This window comes from Ruegeria sp. CDSC002 (assembly GCF_059610905.1).
Genome location: NZ_JBXWOM010000013.1, coordinates 20,407 through 41,641, shown reverse-complemented (window position 1 = coordinate 41,641; position 21,235 = coordinate 20,407). Strand labels below are relative to the sequence as shown.

Genomic DNA, 21,235 nt, shown 5'->3' with positions numbered 1-21,235 from the left:
TATAAATCACCATATGACGGATAAATTAGACAAACGAGACCGCGCTGCACAGTTTCGCCAACGCCTTGCCCGCGCGATGGAAGAACGTGACATCAGCCAAAGCGCGCTGGCCCGGGATATCGGTGTCGACCGATCGACCGTATCCCAACTTTTGACTGGCGAAGGTGCGCGCCTGCCGAACGCGCATGTCGTTGGCAGCTGCGCCACAGCGCTAGGTGTTTCGGCTGACTGGCTGCTGAGCTTATCGGATCGGCCAGAAAGCGCTGCAGAGCTCCTGGCGCTTTCTCTGAGTATGACCAAAGCGCCACGCGCGCTGGTCGATGAACGCATTTTCGAATGGCACAAAGAGGCGGCTGGCTACAAGGTTCGCTATGTACCCGCCACCCTGCCCGACATGCTGAAAACCCGCGCCGTGCTAGAGTGGGAATACGCCCCGCATCTGGGGCGAACGGCGGATCAGGCCATCGGCGCGTCAGAAGACCGGCTGACGTGGATGCGCAGCGCGCAATCAGATTATGAGATCGCCATGCCGCTGTATGAGATCGACAGCTTTGCCCGCGCGACCGGATACTACGAAGGCCTGTGCCCGAAAATCAGGATGGATCAGATCGACCACTTGTTAGAGCTGAGCGACCAGCTTTATCCCCGCATGCGCATCTATCTGTTTGATGCCAAACGCCTCTATTCTGCGCCGGTCACGATTTTTGGCCCGCTGCTGTGTGTGTTCTACGCGGGCAGTCACTATATGGCCTTTCGGGACCGCGACAGGATCGAAGTTTTTTCCCGTCATTTCGATACGTTGGTGCGAGAAGCGGATGTGACGGCGCGGGACTTCCCCGATCATCTCAGGCAGCTGCGATCAACGATTTCCGCCTGATAACGGCCTTATAGATGCGTAAGCGACCAAGGTGTGATATCGTCACTTGGCGCGAACTTTCGAGCGATCCGATCACAGACGGAGGACAATAAGAATGGACGCATTAAAAACTGCTCAATACGCACGGGCGCTTTATTCCGCCCACGGAGATCAGGCCGAGGCGGAAGCTGCGCAGAAGATGCGCGAATGCAAAGACGCCGGGAACATGCAGCAAGCCCGTGACTGGCAGGCGGTTCGCCAGAGCATCCGCCAGATTCGCGGACCCAATCAGGCTTAAACCTTGGGGTCGGGGTTAACGGTGTGCCCATCGACCGCAATTACCTGCCCCGACACCAACCGCGCCGCATCCGACGCAAGGAACACGGCCATATTGGCGATGTCGTGCCCTTCGACAAAGCGACCCATTGAAGTGCCCGAGGCGTAACCGTCATAGACCTGGTCCCGCGTCATGCCCTTGGCGTCGGCCTCTCGCTGCAGCACGCCTTCCATCCGTGGGCCTTCTACTGAGCCAGGGCAGATAACATTGCACCGCACGCCATGCGCGCCAAGCTCCATCGCCAGGGTCTTGGCCAGACCGATCATCCCCCACTTCGCCGCAGCATAAGGCGCGCGATTTGGGTATCCGTATTGGCCAGCCGTCGAAGACGTAATGACCACCGCGCCACTGCCCTGACGTTTCAGGATTGGAGCGGCGTGTTTGGAGCACAGAAAGGCACCCTCCAGATTTACTGCAAGGCACATGCGCCAATCGGCCAATTCAACATCTTCAACCGAAGCGGTTGGTCCCGCGATTCCGGCATTTGCGCACAGGGTATCCAAACCACCCCATTCCGCCTCGATGTCTTGGAACAAGGTGGCCACGGCATCCTCATCCGCGACGTTCGCCTCGGACCGCTGCCAATGGACCGGACAATCAGACAGGGCATTCGGGTCAACATCAGCCACCCAAACCTGCGCACCAGCTGCGTCAAAGGCTTCGGCCATGGCGCGGCCAACGCCCGAGGCGCCAGCCGTGATCAGAACGCGCCCACTCATGCCGGTTTGCGGATCGCAGCACCCGCACCTTCAGGATAAGGCAATCCAGCCTGAGCTTCGGCGATCCGGGCCATAGCCGCTTCGATCTCGGCCGAAGGTGCGCTCGGACGACGGGTTTCCAGACTGACATGCAGCAGGAAGCTTTCGCCCGTGGCCAATAGCTTGTCGCCTTCATACATGGAATGGAACACGTGCAGCTTCTTGCCCTGCCCCAACAGCATCTGTGTACGCACTTCGATCTTTGCGCCCGCGTGGACTTCGTCGATATAGCGGATGTGGTTTTCGGCCGTAAAGTAACTGCCGCCCGAAGCGATGTAATCGGCATCACACCCCATGATCTCCATGAACCGGTCGGTCGCCGCGGCGAAGGCCTCAAGGTAACGCGCCTCGTTCATGTGACCGTTATAGTCGGTCCAGTCCAATGGCACTGCGCGCGACAAGGTCAGAATTGGCTGGCTCAGATCGGCCTGATCCATCGTCGGCAAAGCACCCGGTTTCAGCGCCGCGTCATGCTGGTTCAGAACAGCACCGGCCCCATAGTTCTGCGCCTTGAGCGCCCGCATCATCCCAACGAGGTTATTGTCGCGAATACGCTCCAATTCGCGGATCGAGTGCATGCCCGACTGTACGTCAGACTGATCCGCGATCATGTCGACCAGCTCATCGGTGAACTCGGGCACATCCATCAACTTGGTCCAGGGCCATTTCAACGCCGGGCCGAACTGCGCCATGAAATGCCGCATCCCCGCCTCGCCACCGGCCACGCGATAAGTCTCGAACAGACCCATCTGCGCCCAGCGGATACCAAAGCCCATGCGGATCGCTTCGTCGATCTCTTCAGTCGTGGCGATACCGTCCTTGACCAGCCACAGCGCCTCGCGCCAGACGGCTTCGAGGAACCGGTCAGCAATATGCGCATCAATTTCTTTTTTGACATGCAGAGGGAAGAAACCCACCGATTTCAACAGGTCCTTCGCGCGGTCGACCATTTCAGGCCGGTTCTTGTCGGTCGGTACCAATTCGATCAGCGGCAGCAGGTAAACCGGATTAAACGGGTGTGTCACCACGATTTGTTCTGGGCGCAGCGCGCCCTCCTGCAACTCGGACGGTTTGAACCCGCTAGTTGACGACCCGATGATCGCCTCCGGATCGCAGGCATCCTGCAAGCTTTTGTAAACCTTCAGCTTCAGTTCCAGCCGTTCGGGCACGCTTTCCTGAATCCAGGTGGCGCCTTGCACGGCGTCAATCAAATCGTCGTGGAAGGTAAGCGCCCCCTCAGACGGCAAAAGCACATCACTCAACCCCGGCAGAGACCGGCGCGCGTTGTCCAGAACTTCACCAATCTTGCGCTCGGCCTCCGGGTCCGGATCGAACACGCGGACATCCCAACCGTTAAGCAAGAACCGCGCGGCCCACCCGCCGCCGATTACACCACCACCGATAATAGCTGCTGTTTTTGTCATTTCTTTTCCTAGTCGATACAGATCACCAGCTCGCGTCCCGTCTCATCCAGATGAGGAATGCACCCGAACTGCGGCGTGACCGCGCTGCATTGTTTGGTCTCGGACAGGCAAAAGCCTTGACAGTCCGAACCTTTTTCACAGGTCTTGCCCGCATCTGCCAGCGGCAGAACGCACACATATTGCTGGGCTTTGCCTGCAACCTCGTAGACACCACCTTTGGCTTCGCAAGCCTGCCTCCCATTGTTCACAGAAGCCGCCTCCGCCTTTTCATCCGCTGGAAGGCAAGCCGCCATAAGTCCCGCTCCGACGACAGCCAGACACCGCAACATCACTTTCATGAGTCTCATTCCCTCAGTTGATGCCCCGGTGTCATGGCAAGGCGAACTTCCGACAAGAGAAAATTCAGCCCTTAGGTGCTCGTTTCACCAGCCCCAGCTTTTCACGCACTTCCTGCGCGCCGATCACCCGCGCGCCCATGTTCGAAACGATGGTGTTCGCCCGCTCAACCAGCTGCCAGTTTTCCGCAAGAACGCCTTTATCGAGGAACAGATTGTCCTCAAGGCCAACGCGCACATTGCCGCCCGCCAGCACCGAAGCCGACGCATATGCCATCTGGTTCCGCCCAAGCGCGAATGCGCTGAAGGTCCAGTCATCAGGCACGTTATTCACCATGGCCATAAAGGTGTTCAGATCATCCGGAGCCCCCCACGGCACGCCCATGCACAGCTGAACCAGTGCCTGGCTGTCCAGAACGCCGTCCTTCACCAACTGCTTGGCGTACCACAGATGACCGGTATCAAAGGCCTCGATCTCAGGCTTCACGCCCAGATGCGTCATCATCCGGCCCATCGCCTGCAGCATGCCTGGCGTGTTGGTCATGACATAGTCAGCTTCGGCAAAATTCATGGTGCCGCAATCAAGAGTACAGATTTCGGGCAGACATTCAGCCACGTGCTCCACCCGAGCAGCCGCGCCGATCATGTCGGTGCCGTCCGCGTTCAACGGCAGTGGAGATTCCGTCGGGCCAAAAATCATGTCGCCGCCCATCCCGGCGGTGAGGTTCAGCACAACGTCGACCTCGGCTTCACGAATGCGATCAGTCACCTCGCGGTACAGGTCCAGACGACGGCTGGGTGCACCGGTTTCCGGATCACGCACGTGGCAATGCACGATGGCCGCGCCTGCCTTGGCCGCGGCGATCGCACTTTCGGCAATCTGCTTGGGCGAACGCGGCACATGCGGGCTGCGATCCTGTGTTCCGCCCGAGCCGGTGACAGCGCAGGTGATGAAGACTTCGCGGTTCATTTCCAGTGGCATGGTGTTTTCCCCAACTTATACCCGGTTTTGACCTAAGTTATCCTCAGGCTTCTCCCCGGATTCCGATTTGCGTTCATCCCCGACTCTGGCGCAGCTTTATGGAAACAACTTGCCAGAATGCGAATCGAACTTGATGAAATCCGCAAAAAACATATTGCAGCCCGAACATCGCGCCCTAAAAACGGCCGTGCTGGTTCTGGATGAATGCAACACGCTCAGCTTTGCCTCGGCCGTTGATCCCATGCGCGCCGCCAACCGTCTGGCGGACCGCCCAGCCTTTGACTGGGATTATGTGACGGCCACAGCGGAACCGGCGATGCTGACCAGCGCCCTGAATGTTCCAGGCACACCGCTGGCTCGGTTGCAGGGTTGCGACCTGATGATCGTCATTGCAGGTTTCCAACTGGCCCGTCACGCCACACCCAGCTTGCTCGCCGGACTGCGCCGCATTGCCGGTACCGGAGCCACCATGGCTGGCATCGACGGCGGCCCCTGGTTGTTGGCTGAAGCCGGCCTGCTGAACGGCCACTCCGCCACAACGCACTGGGAGGATCTGGACAATTTCGCGACCCGCTTCCCCGAAGTTGATGTTCGCCCTGACCGATTTACTGTGTCCGGCAACCGGCTGACTTCAGGCGGCGCGATCCCCGCAGTCGAGATGATGCTACACATCATCGCCGCGCGCCACGGCGCAGGTTTTGCCGCCCGCGTGTCCGGCCTGTTCCTATACGAGGGCGCACCGGAACCGTCCAAGCCACAAAGCCGTACAGGCGCGCCGCATCGTCATACGGCTCTGACAGCAAAGGCGAACTCGTTGATGGAGACATCGCTCGAGGACCCGCTACCGTTGGCCGTCATTGCCGACTCTCTGGGCACCAGCCCTCGTACTCTGCAACAACAGTTCCGTCTGCGCCTGAACACAACGCCACAGGATCACTATCTGCAACTGCGCCTGGCCGAAGCGCGGCGTCTGGTAACCGATACGGATATGCCATTGATGGACGTGGCACTCGCCACAGGCTTTGCCTCACAATCCAGCTTTGCCCGTGCTTTCCGCACCGCGCACGGCCTGTCGGCCAGAGACCTCCGTCAGGACCGGATCCAGCCCACACATCACTGACCGGATCCGCTTCATCTGGCTAAAAATTTCCCGGGGGAGTCGCGCAAAGCGCGGCGGATGCAGAGCCCCCTTAGAACGGCATCGGATGCGCGCGATGCGCGGCACTGATATCCGCCAGGACATCATCCGCCAACACCACCTCCGTGCCCCCCAGAATATGGGCCAACTGCGCAATCGTGGTCGCTCCGAAAATGGCAGACATCATAAACGGGCGCGTTTGGCACCATGCCAGCGCCATATGTACCGGATCCAGGCCATGCCGCTGCGCGATCTTCAGATAGGCATCTACGGCCCCAAACACACGCTCGTACTTACGCCCACCCATGGTCGGAACAAGATCCATGCGCGAGTCCTTAGGCACCGCTCCGCCCTGATACTTGCCCGTCAGAAACCCTGCCGCCAACGGAGAAAACGCCATCAGGCCGACATCTTCGTGCACGCTAAGCTCGGCCATATCGGTGTCGAAGTGGCGGCACAGCAGAGAATACTCATTCTGGACCGAAGCGACCCGTGGCGCGCCCGTCTGTTCGGCCAGCCGCAGCCATTGCGCGGTGCCCCATGCGCTTTCATTCGACAGGCCGAACGCGCGGATATTGCCCTTATCGACTTGCTGTTGCAGAGCGACAAGGCACTCCTCCATATTCTCCAGTACGTCATTGGTGTTGTGACCAGACGGCGCATAGGTCCAGTTCTGCCGAAACATGTAACTGCCGCGATTGGGCCAGTGAAACTGATACAGATCGATGCAATCCGTCTGCAATCGACGCAGAGACCCCTCGATCGCTTCGGGAATCGTTTGCGCAGAAATTGGTGCCCCGTCGCGGGCATGCGCGAAACCTGCACCGGAGTGTTTGGTCGCCAGAATATACTCCGCCCGCCGCGCGGGGTTCACCGCGTTCCAGTTGCCCAGGATTTCTTCGGTCCGCCCCACGGTCTCTTTCGAGATCGGGTTCACCGGGTACATCTCAGCCGCGTCAACGAAATTGATCCCAGCCTCCAGCGCCATGTCGATCTGGGTGTGTGCATCCGCTTCAGAGGTCTGCGTCCCAAACGTCATGGTGCCAAGGCACAGATCCGTCACTTCAATACCAGTGCGCCCCAATGGGTTCTTTTTCATCTCAAAATCCTTCTGCTCGCAACGCCGCGCACCCTAAAGCAGAGAACCGTCAGAGCAAGGGTGCAGGCGATCAATTCCGGTGCAACAAGGGGTTGGGCTTATTCAAACCTCTCTGCAGAAAGCGGAATAAAGCCAAACGCAGCACACGGCGTTTCTGCCCCCTGTGATACGGGTATCCATGCCGATTCCAGCGAATGCGCTTTCCTTTCAAAGTTTTGGTCCGCCATGCGGACCAATGCTTCCGGTCACTGCAGCTGCGCCAATGCCGGCTTTAGGTTGCTCGTGAGATTCCGCTGAAATGAGAGTTCCAAACCTCTCGTCGAACCTCATCTCTGGCCTCGTATGCCGCTATTGCTTCGTCTAGCTCGTCAGGTTCAAGCGCGTTTTCTCCCCTGGCGATCCGCGTGACTTGCATCGTGTACCATGCAGTCACTCCGCCTTCCGGAGGGTTCTTGAAACGTGGGAATTGCGGCTCGTCGCGTTGATCGGAAAGCCAAAAGGATGGCAATTCTGGATCAACGACCAATGCGCGGGCCAATCCAACGAGATCGGCTTTTCCCTCTGCAATGGCGCTTTTGGCCTGTGCAAGCGTCTTGAAACCGCCCGTCACCATAAGGGGAATGTTCGTTTTCGCACGCGCACGTTCAGCAAAATCAAGAAAATAGGCGCCGGAACCCGCACGATCTGATGATGACGCAGCACCCGGAAAATATGTGCCACCGCTGACATCAATCAGATCAATTGTTGTTTTGTCTAATGCCGCAATGACCTCAAGAGATTCATCTTCAGCGAAGCCGCCTTCAAGTTGATCTGTAGCGTTCAATTTGATGCCCACAGGGAAATCCGGGCCAACGGCATCGCGCACGGCGCTGATCACTTCCAGCAGCAGTCTCATCCGGTTTTGCAATGAACCGCCATAGGCATCTTCGCGTTTGTTGAATAGCGGAGACAGAAACTGATTAAGTAAGAATCCATGGGCCGCATGCAACTCAACGCCACCGAACCCGAGCTGCTTGGCAAGGTTTGCTGTGCGTGCAAATTCGGCCGGCAGTGCATGGATCTCATCCAAGGACAGCGCGCCACATTTCAGACCGGGCAAATCAAGTCTACTCGGCCCCTTCGGCGAGCTGATCGGAGCATCCGCCATCGCACCTGCATGTCCAAGTTGCGGCCACAAATGAGCGTCGTTGGTTGCCCCTGCCTGTGCAAGTTTTCTTAGAAATGCGAAATCGGATTGATCGTTCAAAACCAAATTGCCGGGCTTCTCTGCGAAATGAGGTGTGCCCTGCACTTCGCCGATGATCGAGAGGGCGAGGCCGCCAGTTGCCCAACGCTCATAGAGCTTGATTTGATCATCACTTGGATTGCCTTTGCCGTCACCAAGCGAGTCAGACATCGCCGATTTAGCAATTCGGTTTTTAAGAGTTACGCCGCAGGGCAGAATTAGCGGCTGGCGCAAGAGAGACTGGGTTCTATTGGACATTTGGTTCCTCAAACTTTTGCCTTAACAGTTGAAAACAGTCATTTTTGCCTTGCACCGCAACCGTCAATTCGGGCTTCAATCCAGTCATTGAGGCATTACTGATCGCACATCTTTGCGCAATCACCACCACGCCTTCCGGAAAGCGGCTCGGGCCCTAAGCCTCAGCTTTCTTTTCCCAGCGCCCGGATTCTTCGGACCAGTATTGGGCGGAACATCCCGCACCGGTCAAAGCCTTCCACTGCCCGCGCGCGTGTTGAACGGCCTCTGCGTCATTGCCGTCGAACAGGATACATACACGGTCCAGTTTCTTGATCTCATCGGGGTCGACCGCCGCGCCATCTACCGCCATGACACAAGACGGGTCATTGGCAGCCTGCGCCTCAGTCGTCAGCAGGATCGGCTGCGCGGCATCGTGCGGACCGCCTGCGCGGCCATGTGGCAGGAACCCTTCTTCGGGCCCCTGCCACAGCTTTTCATCCAGCCAGTCCATCCGCGCGGGATCGCTGCCCCGCACGGCAATCTTCCACCCGGCCTGCCGTGCCTTGTCCAGCAACACCGGCAAGGTATGCTCCAACGGTTGGCGGGTCAGGTGATAGAAATAGACGGCCCCCATCGGCTTACTCGAAGTTGTCCTGAACGAAACGGCTCAACGCGCGTACGCCCCAGCCGGTTGCGCCCTTCGGGGCGTAGGATGTCTCGGACGAGACCGAAGCCACACCGGCAATATCCAGGTGAATCCACGGCATATCTTCTTTTACGAACCGCTGCAGGAACTGCGCCGCCGTGATCGAACCCGCCGGGCGCCCGCCCACGTTCTTCATATCGGCGATCCGCGACTTCAACTGCTTGTCATAGGCTTCGCCCAACGGCATCCGCCATGCGCCTTCGTCCTCGGCCCCCGCCGCCTTCAGGAAGGCATTGCAGAACGTGTCGTTGTTCGAAAACACGCCCGCGTTCTCATGCCCGAGGCCGATGATGACCGCTCCGGTCAAGGTGGCCAGATCGACCATTCCCACAGGCTTGAACCGCTCTTGCGTGTACCACATCACGTCGCACAGAACCAAACGGCCTTCGGCGTCGGTGTTAATGATCTCGACCGTGTCGCCCTTCATGGATTTGACCACATCGCCCGGACGCGTGGCGTTGCCCGAAGGCATGTTTTCCACCAAACCGACCAAGCCGACAACGTTGGCCTTGGCCTTGCGCTTGGCCAGCGCGCGCATGGTGCCTGCCACTACGCCAGCGCCGCCCATGTCCATGGTCATGTCTTCCATGCCGCCCGCAGGTTTCAGCGAAATACCACCGGTGTCGAACACCACGCCCTTCCCGACCAATGCCAGCGGCGCGTCATCTTTGTCGCCGCCATTCCATTGCATCACCACAACCTTCGAAGGGCTGTCCGACCCCTGCCCGACGCTTAGCAGCGTACGCATGCCCAGCTCGGCCAGTTTGTCTTCTTCCAGCACTTCGACCTCAAGCCCCAGTGCCTTCATTTCGTCCAGCCGGTCGGCGAATTCCGTGGTGGTCAGGATATTCGCAGGCTCGTTGGTCAAATCGCGGGTCATGCGGACACCGTCGGCGACCGCGTAGAGCGGTGCAAACGCAGCCTCGATCTCATCCGCCTTCTGGTGGGTTATGATGACCGAACCGGCCTCATCAGACTCCTTAGTTTTGTGCGCATCAAAATCATAGCTGCGCAGCGCGATGCCCATGGCCAGATCCTCGGCTTTGACCTGATTGCCCGACATCACCAGCAGGTCCTTGCTGCCCGCCAGCTTGGCCAGCGCAGCACCGGCCTTGCGGGCCTCGGCCGGTTCGGGGCGGCGCGGCAGGACCAAAACGTCCAGCGCCTCGGCTGCCATGCCGGATGGCCACGCCATCGAGATCACGTCACCGGTTTTCACCTTTTCGAACCGCTCGCTTTCGACCAGCCGTGTCACAGCCCCGCGGGTCAGGCGGTTGGCGCGACGGGCGGCGGGGTTCATTTTGCCGTCGGACGGGATGATTATGGCCACGCGCCCTTCGGCCTGCGCCATCGTATCCATGTCGGGGTCCTGGAAACGGATCGGTACAAGACTGCTCATTGCGAACTCCTCAAAATCAGTTCCCCAAGACCTAGCCCGCGCCGCGCGGCTTGACCAGATAGCAGTTTTCCCCGGCCCGCATTTGGACTACAGTCCCGGAAAAAATCCGACAGGCTCGGGGGAGAATGTTTTGGCAAGACAGAGCAGGCATAGGCTGTCGCGCACAATTGCGTGCAGCGGTGATTCTGGTCTGCACCCGACCAAAGGCTGTTTGCGCGTCTTTTCGGCAGGAGTTCCTTCGTGATCCTCGACCGCTACTTCGCCCGCCGTTTCATTCAAAGTTTCCTGGTCATCGGCAGCATTTTCCTGACACTGATGATTCTGATCGACCTGATCGAACAGGTGCGCCGCTTTGACGATGCAAATCTGTCCTTTGGTCAGCTGCTTCAGTTGACGCTGTTGAATACGCCTGCCGCGATCAGCGAAATGCTGCCGCTGCTGGTCATCCTGTCCACGATCGCGTTGTTTATCGGTCTGGCCCGCAGTTCGGAACTGGTTGTCACCCGTGCCACTGGCCGTTCAGGCATCCGCGCCCTGTTGGCCCCTGTGGTGATCGCCCTGATCATCGGCGCACTGGCGGTTGGCATGTTGAACCCCATCGCAGCCGCCACGTCGGAAGAGTACAAACAGCTTGCCGAATCCTACAAAAACAACGGCGGATCAACGCTGTCGATCAGTGCAGATGGTCTTTGGTTGCGGCAGGGTTCGGCCAATGGCCAATCCGTGATCCACGCCCAGGACACATCTAACGGCGACAGGTTCACCCTTAATCAGGTGACGATCATTACTTTTGCCCCGGATGGCACACCAACCCAGCAGATCGTAGCCGACCAAGCGGATCTGGAAAACGGTACGTGGGTCCTGACCAATGCCAAGATTTGGGCGCTGGAAGGCGGTGTGAATCCAGAAACCCACGCCACTGAACACGCACGGCTTGAGGTTCCCACATCGCTGACACGCCAACGGATTCTGGACACGCTTGGCGATCAGGATTCCGTATCGGTCTATGACCTGCCGGAACTGATCCGCGACCTGCGCGAAGCCGGGTTTTCGACCAAGCAATATGAGGTCTGGTTGCAGGTCCAACTGGCCCGCCCCTTGTTTCTGATGTCGATGGTCCTGATCGGCGCGGCCTTCACCATGCGCCACGTGCGATTTGGCGGCACCGGGATCGCGGTTTTAACCGCCGTCCTGCTGGGCTTTGGTATCTACTTCATTCGCAACTTTGCCCAAATTCTGGGGGAAAACGGTCAATTGCCTATCTTAGTCGCGGCCTGGGCCCCGCCCTTCGCAGCCATTCTTCTATCCCTCGGCCTTTTGCTGCATGCGGAGGATGGCTAATGCGGCTTATTGCCAGTTTGTTTCTGTCCGGTGCAGTCGCACTGACCATGCCCGTGGGCGCATTCGCGCAATCTCAACCCGCTGCTGGTGCCGCACAGGGTGCCACGCAAGAGGATCAGCCTGCCCTCCTGGTGGCCGACCGGATCTTTATCACACCCGAGCGTAATCTGGTGGCCGAAGGGAATGTCGAAGCCTTTCAGGGCGACGCCAAGGTCACGGCCACGCGCATCACCTATGACCGCGAAACCGGCAATCTGTCGCTGGAAGGCCCGGTCCGCATCGATCAAGGCGGCGAAACCACGTTGCTGGCTGATTCCGCCGAACTGGATGACGGGATCATGAACGGTCTGCTGATCGGAGCCCGCATGGTGTTCGATCAGCAGGTTCAGATCGCCTCGGTCCAGGCTGCGCGCGCGGGGGGGCGTTACACACAGTTCAGCAAGGTCTCGGCGACGTCCTGCCATGTCTGCGCCAATGGCAAACCTCCGCTGTGGCAAATCCGCGCCCGCAAGGTCACGCATGACCAATTGGAACGCCAACTGTATTTCGAAGGAGCACAGTTCCGAATACTGGATTTCCCGGTTTTCTACTTCCCCTATCTGCGCCTGCCCGACCCGACACTGGACCGCGCAACAGGATTCCTTGTCCCGTCGATTCGCACCACATCGCAGCTGGGAACCGGCGTGCAGGTGCCGTATTTCTTTAAGCTTGGCGACCACAAGGACCTGACGCTGACCCCCTATATCTCGGGAAAAACAAGAACACTGGGCTATCGCTATCGCCAGGCATTCAAACGCGGCCGGATTGAGCTGAACGGCGCTTTCACCCGCGACGACCTGCAGGAGAACGAGGATCGGGGCTATCTCTTTGCCAACGGTTATTTCTTCCTGAACAACGACTTCCGCCTTTTGTTTGATGTAAAGACAACCTCGGATAACGCTTATCTCGCAGACTATGGCCTGCCTGATTTTGACCGGTTGCGCAGCGAAATCGCGCTTGAGCGGATCAAACGCGATACCGCCTTCCGCACCAGTTTCATCCATTACAAATCCCTACGAGACAGCGAAAATGAGGAAGTGATCCCATCGCGGATCTTCGACCTGTATTTTCAGAAACGCTACTTCCCAACCTCTGTTGGCGGCGAAGTTCGCTTAGGCTTTGTGGCCCACAATCACACACGCACCAGCGATCAGGATATCGTTGGCCGCGATGTCGCGCGTGCCACGTTCGATGCCGACTGGATGCGCAGCTGGATTTTCGCATCGGGCCTCAGGGCTGATGCCCGGTTCGGGACATCGGTGGATATCTTTGACATCCGAGATGACAGCCAGTTTCCTGACCAGGTGACCCGCGCGGCCCCCCGCGCCGCACTCACACTGCGTTATCCGATGACCCGTCGGGAAAAGTCAGGCGCCACGCAGGTGCTTGAACCCATCGCGCAAGTCGGTTGGACGAACGTGACAGATCAGGACGTTCCCAATGACGAAAGCACCTTTCAGGAATTCGACCAGGGGAACCTGTTGTCGCTGTCACGCTTTCCGGCCCCGGATCGCCGCGAAGATGGCGCGACGGCGGTGTTCGGGGTCAATTGGGCGCGCTATGCCGCAAATGGCTGGCGCGCGCTTGCCACTGTCGGACAGGTCTTCCGCTCGACCGCTGACCCAAACTTCAACCTGACGTCGGGCCTACAGGGTACCGCCTCCGACGTGTTGTTGGCCGGTCAGTTGCAAACCGCCAATGGCTGGTCTTTGGCGGGTCGCGGCCTGTTAAATGGTGATTTCAGCTTTGCTAAGGCCGAGGTGCGCGCAGGCTGGAACAAGCCAAATGTCGGCCTAACCGGCAGCTATGTGTGGCAGGAAAAAGATCCGGCAGAAAATGCGAATGACGAAATATCCGAAATCTGGATGAATGGCCGCTACCTTGTTGACCAGAACTGGCTGACACAGGCCTATGCGCGCTATGACCTCAGCGAATCCGAACCGATCCGATATGGGCTGGGCCTTACCTACCAGAATGAGTGTGTAAAAGTTAACATGACCGTCAGCAGGCGATTTACCTCATCATCAAGTATTGAGCCTTCGACAGAATTCGGGTTTACCGTTGCCCTGACAGGTTACTCCGTCGAGGGTGGCGGCCAACAGTACAAGAGAAGATGCAGTTGATTTCACGTTTCTCGCGAATAGTCCGTTCCGGTTGGTTAAAGCCGGTTGCACCGGCACTGGCTGCCGCTTTGCTGGCCCTGTCCACTGGTCACAGCCAGGCTCAGAGCCTGTTTTCACCTGCGATCAAGGTCAACCAGGACATTGTCACTTGGTACGAACTTCAGCAGCGCCAGCAATTCCTGACTGTTCTGGGTGCCCCTGGCGCCACCGAGGACGAAGTCCGCGACTCGCTGATCGACGAACGACTGCGCAAACAGGCCATGCGCGACGCAGGAATCGAGGTCGCACCTGAAGACATTCAGGTGGGCATTGATGAGTTTGCAGCCCGTGGCCGTCTTTCGACCGATGAGTTCCTGCAATTGCTGGGCGAATCTGGCGTTTCCCCCGAAACCGTGCGGGATTTCGTCGCTGATCAGCTGTCGTGGCGCGACTACGTCAGTTCGCGCTTTCTGTCGCAGGCCAGGCCGAGTGAAGACGAGATCAACCGGGCTTTGGGACAGGCCGGGAGTGGCGGGCTTCAAGTCCTGATGTCGGAAATCATTATTCCGGTCACGCCGCAGACCTTGGCCCAAGCCGAATTGCTAGCCGAAGAGATCGCACTGCTTGAAGGTTTCGATGCGTTTTCCTCTGCCGCCACACAGTATTCTGCAGCTGGCACACGCGATGACGGCGGGCGTTTGGAATGGCTTAACCTGACCGACTTGCCGCCTGCCCTGCAACCTGTGATTCTAGGTCTCAAAACGGGCGACATCACACAGCCCTTGTCGTTGCCCAACGCGATCGCCTTGTTCCAGCTGCGCGGATTGCGCGAAGTAAGCACCAGCGCGCCGCGTTACTCCAAGATCGACTACGCGATTTACAACATGGCCGGCGGTCGCAGTGCCGAAACCCTGGCCAAGGCCGCCAAGCTGCGCGAACAGATTGATAACTGCGACGACCTCTATGGCATCGCCAAGGATCAACCTGCCGGGGTACTGCAACGTGTCGAAGCCAGCCCGTCCGAGATCCCCCGCGACGTGGCGCTTGAGCTGTCCAAGCTGGACCTGAACGAAGTTTCGACGACGCTGACGGGAAACAATGGCCAGACTCTGAAGTTCCTGATGCTGTGTACACGCACATTGGACCGGGGCGAAGACACGACGCGCGTGGATGTGGCCAACGCCCTGACGCAACAGCGCCTGCAGGCCTTTGCCGAAAGCCTGGTTGAACAGCTCCGCGCCGACGCGACGATCATCGAGCAATGACCGCGCCCATCGCGCTTAGCTGTGGCGATCCCGCTGGAATAGGCCCCGAAATCGCCGCCAAAGCCTGGTCAAAACTGCGCGCGAGTTGCCCGTTTTTCTATATCGGCGATGCGGCGCATCTGCCGGCAGGTACGCCTACGCAGCGGATCAGCGATCCGGCACAGGCCATTGATATCTGCGCGAATGCCCTGCCTGTTCTGCAATTGAGCTTTCCCGCCACAAACGCAGCAGGCCAACCGGACCCATCCAATGCGCCCAGTGTGATCGACGCAATCGAAACCGGTGTTTCCCTAGTTCAATCCGGTGCCGCATCGGCGCTGTGCACTGCACCGATCCACAAAAAGGCCCTGATCGACGGGGCCGGGTTCGCCTATCCTGGCCATACCGAATTTCTAGCCGCTCTGGCCGGGCGCAAGCGCGTCGTGATGATGTTGGCCAGCGAGCAGCTTCGCGTGGTGCCCGCAACGATTCACATTCCGCTGTCGCGCGTCCCGTCCGAGCTCACCCCCGACCTGCTGCGCGAAACCATCGGCATTACCGCTGAAGGCCTGCGCAGACAGTTTGGCGTCCCCCATCCCCGCATCGCCATTGCAGGCCTCAACCCGCATGCGGGCGAAGGCGGTAAAATGGGGCATGAAGAACTGGACTGGATCGCCCCTCTGATATCTGATTTGCCGGGCGATACCTGCACGGTTACCGGCCCACACCCGGCGGACACGATGTTCCACGCTGCCGCCCGCGCCCGATATGACGCCGCAATTGCCATGTATCACGATCAGGCGCTGATCCCGATCAAGACACTCGACTTCGACCGTGGCGTGAACGTGACTCTCGGCCTGCCTTTCATTCGCACCTCGCCCGATCACGGCACCGCACTGGATATCGCCGGACGGGGGATAGCCAACCCCACCAGCCTGATCGAGGCGCTGAAACTAGCCCAACGGATGGCACAAAGCGCTTGATCCTTCACTTGGCTGAAAATATCCCCGCCGGAGGCAAAAAATAACTGGCGTTCCCCCCCGGACACGCGCCACGGTAATCGGATCATGAGTTCAATCGACACCCTTCCCCCTCTACGCGAGGTTATCGCGACACATCAGCTCTCGGCGCGTAAATCGCTGGGGCAGAACTTTTTGCTGGATCTCAACCTGACGGCCAAGATCGCACGGCAGGCGGGCGATCTCACGGAATGCGACGTGCTGGAAATCGGACCCGGCCCCGGTGGTCTGACCCGTGGCCTGTTGTCCGAAGGTGCGCGCAAGGTCGTTGCGGTCGAAAAAGACACCCGCTGTATCGCTGCCTTGAATGACATCGCTGCTGCTTATCCGGGTCGTCTTGAGGTCATCAACGGCGACGCACTGGAAATCGATCCGCTGGCGCATTTGACCCCGCCGATCCGCATCGCGGCGAACCTGCCGTATAACGTAGGCACCGAATTACTGGTGCGCTGGCTGACCCCGCCCGAATGGCCGCCGTTCTGGCAAAGCCTAACGCTGATGTTCCAACGCGAAGTCGCCGAACGCATCGTTGCCCAACCCGGGGGCAAAGCCTATGGCCGCCTTGCGATCCTTGCCCAATGGCGGGCCGAGGCGCGCATCGCCATGTCCCTGCCCCCCGGGGCTTTTACGCCGCCACCAAAGGTCTCAAGCGCGGTTGTGCACCTGACGGCGCTGCCCGAACCGCGCTATCCGGCGGATGCCCGGGTTCTGTCGCGTGTCGTGGCCGCAGCTTTCAACCAGCGCCGCAAGATGCTGCGCGCATCGCTAAAAGGCGTGGCGCCGGATATCGAGGACCGCTTGCTCGCGGCTGGGATTCAACCAACAGAGCGCGCCGAACAAGTCCCGCTGGAAGCTTTCTGTGCTTTGGCTAGAAACATCAGAAATTCATGAGATTTCTGGTCTCAATGAATCTTCAACTTTATCATGTTCACAGGCGGGGATATTTACAAAAGAGTTAATCTCAAATCGCAGGAAAATCAGTTGAAGGTTTTAGTGACACTTTTGACGATTCTATTCGTCCAAGTGCCGTTGTCAGGCCACGCGGCTCAAATAAAACTACGTTGTACATATGAACCAGACCGTCAGGGTTGGGTTCCCAATGAAGCGTTCTACGAAATAGACACCTCATCTAGATCAGCATCGGCGTATGATGGATTGATACACCATGTCCACGGCGCGCCTCTTGGCACGAAGTATGCTGAAAGGAGGGACGGTCGATATAGGCTCAAATGGAAGTTGAAGCTGCCTACTAAAGTAACGCGAAGCCTCGACAACAGCGTGTATAGAAAATACGAGACTTACCGCACGATCACATACACAGTTTTCATTGATCTAGACGCAAAGTCAGCCCAATTGAAAACAAGTTTGGGTAGGCCGGCAGAAGGCAATGGGCCTTGTCAAATTATTGAATAACCCGACCGCTGCCTGAGCGACTATCAAAGATAGACACCATCAGATTTTGGTATCAAAACAAACAAATGAAAGAGCCCTACAAATTTTCACATGTAGGGCTCATTTCGATCAAGTCATAAACCAAGTTTTACTCAGCCGCTTCCGGTGCATCACCGTTGCTTGTCGGCGCGTCCTCTGCCCCCTCTGGCGCGGGCTTTGGCTTGCGCGTACGCGGACGACGCGGTGCTTTTTCTTTTTTCGCCGGTGCTTCGGTGGCCGCCGCAGCAGCAGCATCCTTGCTCTCCGGGGTCTCAACCAAACCGGATTCCGGGGTAGCTGCCTCGGGTGTGAAATCCATCACATCAGGCTGCGGCGCTTCGGCCGGGTCTGACTGACGGGCGGCAGCTTCGCGCTCCTGGCGCTCGGCGCGTTCACGGTCCCGCTCAGCCTGACGCTCGCGGTTCTGGCGGTCTTGCTCTTCGCGTCGCGCTTCCATTTCGCGCTGTGCCTCGCTCAGCAGGCGCAGATAGTGTTCTGCGTGCTGCTGAAAGTTCTCAGCGGCCACACGGTCATTGGACAGTTGGGCGTCGCGCGCCAACTGATTATATTTGTCGATAATCTGCTGGGGCGTACCGCGCACCTTGCCTTCGGGACCCGAGCTATCAAAAACCCGGTTTACGACATTACCCCCAGAAGGGCGGTTGCGGTTATTCTTGACCCGAGAGCGGGATTTGGAAGATCTCATTTACTTTACGTCAGCCTTGTCATTCGCTGTCGATCATCTCGCATCTTGCACTGCTCAAAAGCTTAGCTGTGACGCGATGTCGACCATTTTGGGCTTGGCGTCCGGGGCCCGCTGAACCAGCGTCAGCCCTCCGACTGGTGTTGAGTAAACACGTCCTGTGCGTGCAGACAAGGGGGTTGTCCAAAAATTCGCAGCTTTTTTACATTTATCGGCGTATTTCGGCCTCAGGTTGCCGCATTAAAGCGGCATTTTGGCAAAAACGACGCGATCGCGGCCGTCCAGATCGGGAACGATCCGTGTGGCTGTCAAACCCGCCGACTCGAACAAAGCCGCGACGCTTTGCCCCTGCGTTGGCCCGATTTCCACCAACAGGCGACCGCCGGGCAATAGAAAGTCCGGCGCACCCGCCGCGATGCGGCGATAAGCGCCCAGCCCGTCCCCTTCGTCCGTCAGCGCCATGCGCGGTTCATGCACGCGCACTTCTGGCGAAAGGTCGGCCATTTCTTGCAGTGAAATGTAGGGCGGATTCGAAACGATCAGATCAAACTGGCCGTCAATATTCTGAAACCAGTCAGATTGCAGGATTTCCACCCGACCCTGTACCTGGTGCTGAACTGCATTTGCGCTGGCCTGCAGACAGGCGGCCTCGCTCAGGTCCGCACCCACGCCCGAGGCACTGGCCCGTTCAGCCAGCAACGTGATCAGGATACAGCCTGAGCCGACACCCAGATCCAGTACATGATCGAACGGTTCGCTGAGCGCGGCTTCGATCAGCGCTTCGGTTTCCGGCCGTGGGTCCAGCACATCGCGACTGACGCGGAACCGTCGGCCATAAAACTCGCGCTCGCCCAACAGGTGCGACACCGGAACACGCACCGCACGCAGCGAGATCAACTGATCATAGCGCTCTGCAACCTCAGGAGACAGCTCTTCGGGCGCAATCAGAGTGACCCGGCTGGCTTCGATCCGCGCCGCATGGGCCAGCAGAACCCGCGCATCCCGCGCCGGGTCAGCCACGCCAGCTGCCCGCAATCGCGCCGTGGCTGCGACCATCGCCTGTGCCGCTGTCAGCGCGGCGATCATTGCGCCATATCGGCCAGCAGCCGCGCCTGATCGTCAGCTGTCAATGCGTCGATCACTTCGTCCAGATCGCCCTGCATCACCTGATCCAGCTTATATAACGTCAGATTGATGCGGTGATCGGTCATGCGCCCCTGCGGGAAATTGTAGGTTCTGATCCGTTCGGATCGATCCCCCGACCCCACCTGGCTAGCCCGGTCCGCCGACCGTTCACTGTCGATCCGCTGACGCTCCTGATCATAAAGCCGGGTTTTGAGCACCTGCATCGCAATCTCGCGGTTGCGGTGCTGCGATTTCTCCGAGCTTGTTACCACGATCCCGGTTGGCAGGTGAGTGATCCGCACCGCCGAGTCTGTGGTGTTCACGTGCTGCCCCCCCGCGCCTGAACTGCGCATGGTGTCGATGCGAATATCATTGGCGTCGATCTGGATGTCCACATCCTCGGCCTCGGGCAAAACCGCGACCGTCGCAGCCGAGGTGTGAATGCGTCCGCCACTTTCGGTTTCGGGCACGCGTTGCACCCGGTGCACGCCGGATTCGTATTTCATCCGGGCAAACACGTTCTCGCCCTTGATGTGGGCAACGACCTCTTTGATCCCACCCAGATCCGAGGCCTGTTCTTCGATGATCTCAAACTTCCATCCCCGCGCTTCGGAATAGCGCTGGTACATGCGCAGAAGGTCCCCGGCGAACAGCGCGGCCTCATCTCCGCCAGTTCCGGGACGGATTTCCAGCATCGCCGGACGCGCATCCGCCGCATCACGGGGCAACAGCGCAAGCTGCAAGGCGTGTTCGGATTCGGGGATGCGGGTCTTCAATGCCGGAATTTCTTCTTCCGCCAGTTCTTTCATGTCCGGGTCGGCCAGCATCGCCTCGGCCTCGGCCAGATCGGCGACCAGCTGACGCCACGCCATGATCTGATCCACAACCGGTTTGAGGTCGGAATACTCTTTGGCCAAGGCCGCAATATCCCCACCCGAGGCACCATCTGCCATGGCCGCTTCGAGGTACTGGAATCGCTGGGTTATCTGTTCAAGTCGTTCTTCGGGGATCATCCGGGCGGTGTCTATCAATCCGGCCCTTTGGTCAAGGCCCCTCACTATGCTAGGCTAATGCACATGAAACGGTTGATACTTGTTTTTACACTGCTCGTAACGCCCGCCCTGGCCGACGTGGTCGGCCCCGGCGGCAAGGTTCAGGACTGCTATTGCACCGACAAATCCGGAACCCGCGTCGAACTGGGCGAGATGATCTGCCTGCAGGTCGACGGCCGCATGTTCATGGCGCAATGCCAGATGTCTCTGAACGTACCGATGTGGCGCGAGGTTCAGGAGGGGTGCTTGTCCTCAGGGCTGCAACAGAGCAAGCCACTCATCAACACGAGCGCGGTTTACCCCAAAATCTGACCGGCCAAACCTGAGACGAGCGTAGATGCGAAGCGTGTCTCCGTCCTGTTGCACTGTCGTGTAGTCTGGAAAGCCGATAACTTTCGTACGCGTGATGTAGGTAATCATACCTTCATCAACAGACCCGGCCAGAACTGATGTTCGGTCTGAAACGCGTGCGAACGCATCCAGCCGCAGCAGGCCATCCGGCCCCGTTTCGACCACACGGACGACACCTCCATCAAGATCACGGTCCTGATCACCTATCGGTGCCACATGCCATTTTGCCGGGTCTGATGGTGCAAAACGAATGTATGCTCCAAGCAAAATTACCAGAACAACAATCAGCCACAGCACCATTTTTTTCATCCCCGGACCAGCCCTTTCGCCGA

21 protein-coding genes are annotated in these 21,235 nt (G+C 58.7%); 9 read left to right on the top strand and 12 right to left on the bottom strand.

Annotated features, from left to right (window positions below):
- Positions 1-13 precede the first annotated feature (13 nt).
- Both AC2FJE_RS20115 and AC2FJE_RS20110 read left to right on the top strand, forming a co-directional pair.
- The gene (locus AC2FJE_RS20115; RefSeq protein WP_058271837.1) at positions 14-877 is read left to right on the top strand and encodes a helix-turn-helix domain-containing protein; all 864 of its coding nucleotides are present in this window, start codon (positions 14-16) and stop codon (positions 875-877) included.
- 94 nt (positions 878-971) lie between these two features.
- Positions 972-1,154: a hypothetical protein gene (locus AC2FJE_RS20110; RefSeq protein ID WP_496738430.1), complete on the top strand. Its 183-nt coding sequence runs from the start codon at positions 972-974 to the stop codon at positions 1,152-1,154.
- Here AC2FJE_RS20110 and AC2FJE_RS20105 read toward each other — a convergent pair.
- The 4 genes from AC2FJE_RS20105 to bcoG all read right to left on the bottom strand — a co-directional run bounded on the left by AC2FJE_RS20105 (position 1,151) and on the right by bcoG (position 4,692).
- Complete coding sequence (locus AC2FJE_RS20105) at positions 1,151-1,912, bottom strand: SDR family oxidoreductase (RefSeq protein WP_496754277.1); 762 nt, start codon at positions 1,910-1,912, stop codon at positions 1,151-1,153. The genes AC2FJE_RS20110 and AC2FJE_RS20105 overlap by 4 nt on opposite strands.
- Positions 1,909-3,375 (bottom strand): carnitine 3-dehydrogenase, encoded by a 1,467-nt coding sequence (locus AC2FJE_RS20100; protein WP_496754279.1) that lies wholly within the window; start codon positions 3,373-3,375, stop codon positions 1,909-1,911. The genes AC2FJE_RS20105 and AC2FJE_RS20100 overlap by 4 nt, the downstream gene beginning before the upstream one ends.
- An 8-nt stretch (positions 3,376-3,383) precedes the next feature.
- Positions 3,384-3,713 (bottom strand): hypothetical protein, encoded by a 330-nt coding sequence (locus AC2FJE_RS20095; protein WP_109311737.1) that lies wholly within the window; start codon positions 3,711-3,713, stop codon positions 3,384-3,386.
- Between the two features lie 64 nt (positions 3,714-3,777).
- Positions 3,778-4,692, bottom strand: coding sequence for a 3-dehydrocarnitine:acetyl-CoA trimethylamine transferase BcoG (bcoG, locus tag AC2FJE_RS20090; protein WP_496761392.1), 915 nt, complete (start codon positions 4,690-4,692; stop codon positions 3,778-3,780).
- 133 nt (positions 4,693-4,825) lie between these two features.
- Here bcoG and AC2FJE_RS20085 point away from each other — a divergent pair, with 133 nt between their 5' ends.
- Entirely contained in the window at positions 4,826-5,812 is a 987-nt protein-coding gene (locus tag AC2FJE_RS20085; RefSeq protein WP_282151377.1) for a GlxA family transcriptional regulator, read from the top strand.
- Between the two features lie 70 nt (positions 5,813-5,882).
- On the opposite strand, the gene AC2FJE_RS20080 is transcribed toward AC2FJE_RS20085, so the two are convergent.
- The 4 genes from AC2FJE_RS20080 to AC2FJE_RS20065 form a co-directional block, all read right to left on the bottom strand.
- A complete protein-coding gene (locus AC2FJE_RS20080) occupies positions 5,883-6,929 on the bottom strand; it encodes an aldo/keto reductase (protein WP_496761389.1) in 1,047 nt (348 codons plus the stop codon).
- Positions 6,930-7,200: 271 nt separating this feature from the next.
- A complete protein-coding gene (locus AC2FJE_RS20075) occupies positions 7,201-8,412 on the bottom strand; it encodes an NADH:flavin oxidoreductase/NADH oxidase family protein (RefSeq protein ID WP_496754284.1) in 1,212 nt (403 codons plus the stop codon).
- A 154-nt stretch (positions 8,413-8,566) separates the two neighbouring features.
- Positions 8,567-9,025 (bottom strand): DNA polymerase III subunit chi, encoded by a 459-nt coding sequence (locus tag AC2FJE_RS20070; RefSeq protein WP_282118261.1) that lies wholly within the window; start codon positions 9,023-9,025, stop codon positions 8,567-8,569.
- A 4-nt stretch (positions 9,026-9,029) separates the two neighbouring features.
- Positions 9,030-10,496, bottom strand: coding sequence for a leucyl aminopeptidase (locus tag AC2FJE_RS20065; protein ID WP_282168165.1), 1,467 nt, complete (start codon positions 10,494-10,496; stop codon positions 9,030-9,032).
- Positions 10,497-10,736: 240 nt separating this feature from the next.
- Here AC2FJE_RS20065 and lptG point away from each other — a divergent pair, with 240 nt between their 5' ends.
- The 5 genes from lptG (at position 10,737) to rsmA (ending at position 17,132) form a co-directional block, all read left to right on the top strand.
- Positions 10,737-11,837 carry an LPS export ABC transporter permease LptG gene (lptG, locus tag AC2FJE_RS20060; protein WP_058277603.1) on the top strand — a complete coding sequence of 367 codons (1,101 nt, stop codon included), beginning with the start codon at positions 10,737-10,739 and terminating at the stop codon, positions 11,835-11,837.
- On the top strand, positions 11,837-13,999 hold the full coding sequence (locus AC2FJE_RS20055) for an LPS-assembly protein LptD (protein ID WP_496754288.1): 2,163 nt from the start codon (positions 11,837-11,839) through the stop codon (positions 13,997-13,999). Before lptG ends, AC2FJE_RS20055 begins: the two co-directional genes overlap by 1 nt.
- Entirely contained in the window at positions 13,990-15,243 is a 1,254-nt protein-coding gene (locus tag AC2FJE_RS20050; protein WP_058271850.1) for a peptidylprolyl isomerase, read from the top strand. The genes AC2FJE_RS20055 and AC2FJE_RS20050 overlap by 10 nt, the downstream gene beginning before the upstream one ends.
- The gene (pdxA, locus tag AC2FJE_RS20045) at positions 15,240-16,205 is read left to right on the top strand and encodes a 4-hydroxythreonine-4-phosphate dehydrogenase PdxA (RefSeq protein WP_282151384.1); all 966 of its coding nucleotides are present in this window, start codon (positions 15,240-15,242) and stop codon (positions 16,203-16,205) included. Before AC2FJE_RS20050 ends, pdxA begins: the two co-directional genes overlap by 4 nt.
- A gap of 84 nt (positions 16,206-16,289) precedes the next feature.
- Positions 16,290-17,132: a 16S rRNA (adenine(1518)-N(6)/adenine(1519)-N(6))-dimethyltransferase RsmA gene (rsmA, locus tag AC2FJE_RS20040; protein WP_496696643.1), complete on the top strand. Its 843-nt coding sequence runs from the start codon at positions 16,290-16,292 to the stop codon at positions 17,130-17,132.
- Between the two features lie 649 nt (positions 17,133-17,781).
- Here the strand turns inward: rsmA and AC2FJE_RS20035 are convergent.
- From AC2FJE_RS20035 to prfA, 3 genes are all read right to left on the bottom strand, one after another.
- Entirely contained in the window at positions 17,782-18,378 is a 597-nt protein-coding gene (locus AC2FJE_RS20035; RefSeq protein ID WP_108858419.1) for a DUF4167 domain-containing protein, read from the bottom strand.
- A 237-nt stretch (positions 18,379-18,615) separates the two neighbouring features.
- Positions 18,616-19,461: a peptide chain release factor N(5)-glutamine methyltransferase gene (gene prmC, locus AC2FJE_RS20030; protein ID WP_496761388.1), complete on the bottom strand. Its 846-nt coding sequence runs from the start codon at positions 19,459-19,461 to the stop codon at positions 18,616-18,618.
- Entirely contained in the window at positions 19,458-20,513 is a 1,056-nt protein-coding gene (prfA, locus tag AC2FJE_RS20025) for a peptide chain release factor 1 (RefSeq protein WP_058277596.1), read from the bottom strand. The genes prmC and prfA overlap by 4 nt, the downstream gene beginning before the upstream one ends.
- 63 nt (positions 20,514-20,576) lie before the next feature.
- Here prfA and AC2FJE_RS20020 point away from each other — a divergent pair, with 63 nt between their 5' ends.
- Positions 20,577-20,864, top strand: coding sequence for a hypothetical protein (locus AC2FJE_RS20020; RefSeq protein WP_082637102.1), 288 nt, complete (start codon positions 20,577-20,579; stop codon positions 20,862-20,864).
- Here the strand turns inward: AC2FJE_RS20020 and AC2FJE_RS20015 are convergent.
- Positions 20,805-21,212, bottom strand: coding sequence for a DUF1499 domain-containing protein (locus AC2FJE_RS20015; RefSeq protein ID WP_058278155.1), 408 nt, complete (start codon positions 21,210-21,212; stop codon positions 20,805-20,807). The genes AC2FJE_RS20020 and AC2FJE_RS20015 overlap by 60 nt on opposite strands.
- Positions 21,213-21,235 lie beyond the last annotated feature (23 nt).